Source organism: Streptococcus sp. HMSC063B03, from assembly GCF_001836965.1.
Taxonomy (GTDB): Bacteria; Bacillota; Bacilli; order Lactobacillales; family Streptococcaceae; genus Streptococcus; species Streptococcus pneumoniae_F.
Genome location: NZ_KV831009.1, coordinates 1 through 3,757 on the forward strand (window position 1 = coordinate 1; position 3,757 = coordinate 3,757).

The window sequence follows — 3,757 nt, forward strand, 5'->3', positions numbered from 1 at the left end:
CCATGCCTACCTTCAGCGTTGAGAGTAAGACTCTGCGTGATGTGATGCGCTTTTCTAGCAAACATTCGGATGATGTAGTGAGAGTGGCAGAGAAGCCCTTTGATAAAGAGCGGATTCTTGAAAATATTAGGCAAAGTCGACTGGCGAGAGAATCATCAAACTTTAAAGAGTATGTGGCTAAAGAAAAGGACTTCTTTGAAGGCATTGCTAAAAATAAGAGATTTGAAGCATTTGGAAAAGGAGAATTATCCTTTGATGATGTCTTATCAGACTATGCTAAATTGTATGCTGAATTAGTAAATAATAATGAAAAATGGACCTGGTCTAAAAACTTTGTTAATAGCAATAAAATTACTAAAGGACAAAAGCAATTAATTAAAAATCTTGCTATACAGGAAGGTTATATACCTAAAGTAAAAGTAACACCGGCTGAAGGAATGAGGTATGGATTTGCAGATTTTGAGGGAGCAAATCTAGTGCAAGAAACTGTTCAGCTCCCCAAAGAACTTTGGTTAAAGACTGATAGAGAACAATTTAAGTGGTTAAATGAAAAGATCGCTGGATTTAGAGAAGGGATGACTTGGCATCACACAGAAGTACCAGGAAAAATGGAGCTAGTTCCTTATGGCATACATAATATAACATTGCATAATGGTGGCCGATCAGCGGGTCTTTGGGCATATGCACCAAGATGATTCTGATATTGATTTTTTATGAGGTGTATGTAATTCTTGTATAGCACTGCTAATATATATTGAATGTGGTATTCATTCTAAATAAAAAAAGAAAGGAAAAAATTAGAAAGTGGAAGATATTAGAACGGTAATCCTCCCTTTGCCTAGTATTGAATTAGTTAAGGAAAAGGAGGAAGAATGGTGCATTGAGTTACCAAATTCCTTTAAGGAATTCATAATCAGATATAATGGGATAATCCCTAAAAAGAATCTTTTTAAAATCAGTGATAATAAAGAGTATGTTATAGAAAGATTCCTTTGTATTTTAGATGATTTTGAAGAGAATTCCCTAGGAATGTACGATATTGATGTTATATGGAGTCCAATACTAGAAATTTTAAGTGTGGATCCAGATTCTGTTGGTGTAGAACTATTACCAGTAGCAACACTGTTCGGTGGTGATTTTATATGTTTAGATTATAGAGAAGGGACCCAGAACCCCAAGGTATGTTATTGGAAGCGTGAGGATTCATACGAATGGCATCCTAGTGTAGAGTTTGTTTCAGAAACATTTGAAGACTTTTTAGGAATGCTATATTCTGAAGATGATATTGCAAATAGCTAGTATTTGATTACGGAATCATGCTTTAGGTCATTGGGCCGACGCTATAAGATAAATAGGAAGGATTTAATGTTTAATAATGGAATATAAAAATACGATAATAACACCATTACCTGACGAACAGTTACTGAATGAAGAAGAAAAGATATGGAGGGTTTCACTCCCAGCATCTGCTAAGGAATTTTTTAAACAATATAGTGGGTTGATTCCTAAGAAGAATATCTTTAGCGGAAAGTTACCTCAAGATCAGGAACGTATAATAGAACGTTTTTTATGTATTTTACATGATACTCAAAATCATACTTTGGGTATGTATGATATAGATGTAATTCTAACGCAATTAGATGAACGCTTACTGTATTCTGAAGATATTTTAGGAGTAGAATTACTACCTGTAGCGGCTTTATTTGGCGGAGACTTTGTTTGCTTAGATTATAGTCAGAGAAGGGAGAATCCTAGTGTGTGCATATGGCATCATGAATCTTCTTATGAACTTAATCCATTCACAACTTTTATCACGGATACATTTGAAGACTTTTTAGGAATGCTATATTCTGAAGATGATACTGCAAATAGCTAGTATTTAGTTACGGAATCATGCTTTTGAGTATATGTTAAGAGTAATGCACAAAATATAATGCAGGAGTCCTATTTATGGGGGATAAATTCCTTGAGTTATTTATTAAAAAAACTTTTTATAATGAGCTATTTAATAAATTGAAATCTTACATCTACCTTCATAGAGATGAAATAAAAGTTAGATCCTACACTTTATCTTCGATATCCTATAAAGCGCTAGATGATTTTAGCGTCAAGAGTGTTTTAACACGAAATATGGTTGGTGATATGATAGAATCTTATTTGCTTGTAGTAGCGATATTAGAAATAAAAGGACACTCTAAATATGGATATGAAGTAGATAATGCTGAAATATGGCTAGATGTAACGGTTTCTTACCAATTGAATAATGGACTTCATCATTTCTCCGTAGGGAATATCACAGAGTATGATGCTACTAATAAAGAGATGAAACAAACTCCAGATTTTACTCTGGAGTTTGTTCCCTATATCTATGCTAGGGATATGAAACAAGTTGCGGAAGGAATAGTGAGAAGATACTATCCAGAGGCGTTACAGACTCCGATGCCTCTACCTATTGATGAGTATCTTTCAAATATCGGTCTGACAAAAGTTGAAGGGAAATTGATTCCAGATAGTTCCGTTTTTGGAGAGATGATTTTTAAAGATACAACTGTCACGTTGTATGATGAAGATACTCCTAAAGAATTGGCTGTTTCAAAAGGAACTATTCTGGTCGATCCAGAAGTAATCTGTTTACGAACAATGGGAAGCAGGTCACAAGTGAGTTAGATGCGATTTTAAACAATCAAAATAAGGGCTTAACGAAGGTGAGTGGGACGGTTACCATGGCCAGCCCTTATCGTAATCCTGAAGCGCTAGCTATCTATCGTAATCCTCATTTCAAGAAGGCGGCAAACCGCTATCACCAGAAAGTGGATAGCATGGCACGGGCTTATTTCCAGAATAATCATCTGGACAGGTGAAAGAGGAGAGTCTACATTTGTTTCAAACAAAGATGAGGTTAGAAAAATTTTAGATGATGTAAATCTAGAAGGTATAGAGTATGAAAATGCGATACCAGATTTTTCACCTGTCTCTAAAGGTTAAGTGAAAATTATAGATATGGGTATTGACAGAAATGCTAACTTTAGACAAGCTGATGAGCTCCTTGCTAGAGAATTGGGGAAAACTCGTCGAGAAATTGTTAAGTTTAGAAAAGAAAATAAACTAACGTGGCACGAACTTAATGACATGACGAGTATGCAACTAGTTCCGAGTATCATAAATAGTAAATTTGGGCATTTAGGCGGTGTTTCAGAAGTTAAAAAGTTGTTGGAATTATTGCAGTAGAAAAAGAGGTGTGAAATGAAGATAGTACATCCTGTTTTTGGTGAATTGACATTTAATAATGGTTGGACTAAGAGTATTAAATTAAATATTTTTAAAAAGGAATTTTCTGTTGAAATAAATATTGATGCAGATGAAGATGCGGTATTCGATGAAAATCAAATCAAAGCTTTTGAATTTTTTTTCAGTGATATTCAGAACTGTGTTACCCAAGCCGAGAATGGTATTGTTGGATATTATAATTCAATAATTGATGAGGTAATTGATAGACTGGATTCAGATTCTAATTTTGGTCAGAAGTTATTAAATGCTAAAGATAATCCGAGTGAAATCTTTAAATTTTTGACAGTAAAACAAATTATGATTCCGATGAATTTTGATGATAATACACGCGAAGCAGGCTTCATTTGTGATTGTGAATGGGATATTGAGAACGGTGTTGGAATAAAATATATTAATGAACAAATATCAGAAATAGGATTTCAAGACATTTTGCTATAAGGGAGAAACATTAAGTATTGGAAAAGTTGCG

General features: G+C 34.1%; 7 protein-coding genes. All 7 read left to right on the forward strand.

The window, feature by feature from the left end; genetic code table 11:
• Window positions 1-695, forward strand: a 695-nt coding sequence (locus HMPREF2628_RS01805; protein WP_218970026.1) for an HNH endonuclease signature motif containing protein, incomplete at its 5' end; no start/stop codon positions are given.
• 109 nt (window positions 696-804) lie between these two features.
• A complete protein-coding gene (locus tag HMPREF2628_RS01810; RefSeq protein ID WP_070842155.1) occupies window positions 805-1,299 on the forward strand; it encodes an SMI1/KNR4 family protein in 495 nt (164 codons plus the stop codon).
• A gap of 76 nt (window positions 1,300-1,375) precedes the next feature.
• Entirely contained in the window at window positions 1,376-1,876 is a 501-nt protein-coding gene (locus HMPREF2628_RS01815; RefSeq protein WP_070842156.1) for an SMI1/KNR4 family protein, read from the forward strand.
• A 74-nt stretch (window positions 1,877-1,950) separates the two neighbouring features.
• On the forward strand, window positions 1,951-2,667 hold the full coding sequence (locus tag HMPREF2628_RS01820) for a hypothetical protein (protein WP_257375265.1): 717 nt from the start codon (window positions 1,951-1,953) through the stop codon (window positions 2,665-2,667).
• A gap of 38 nt (window positions 2,668-2,705) precedes the next feature.
• Entirely contained in the window at window positions 2,706-2,861 is a 156-nt protein-coding gene (locus HMPREF2628_RS10865) for a hypothetical protein (RefSeq protein WP_180364263.1), read from the forward strand.
• A gap of 124 nt (window positions 2,862-2,985) precedes the next feature.
• The gene (locus tag HMPREF2628_RS01825) at window positions 2,986-3,228 is read left to right on the forward strand and encodes an HNH endonuclease (RefSeq protein WP_142350479.1); all 243 of its coding nucleotides are present in this window, start codon (window positions 2,986-2,988) and stop codon (window positions 3,226-3,228) included.
• Window positions 3,229-3,243: 15 nt separating this feature from the next.
• A complete protein-coding gene (locus HMPREF2628_RS01830; RefSeq protein ID WP_070842158.1) occupies window positions 3,244-3,726 on the forward strand; it encodes a DUF6985 domain-containing protein in 483 nt (160 codons plus the stop codon).
• Window positions 3,727-3,757 lie beyond the last annotated feature (31 nt).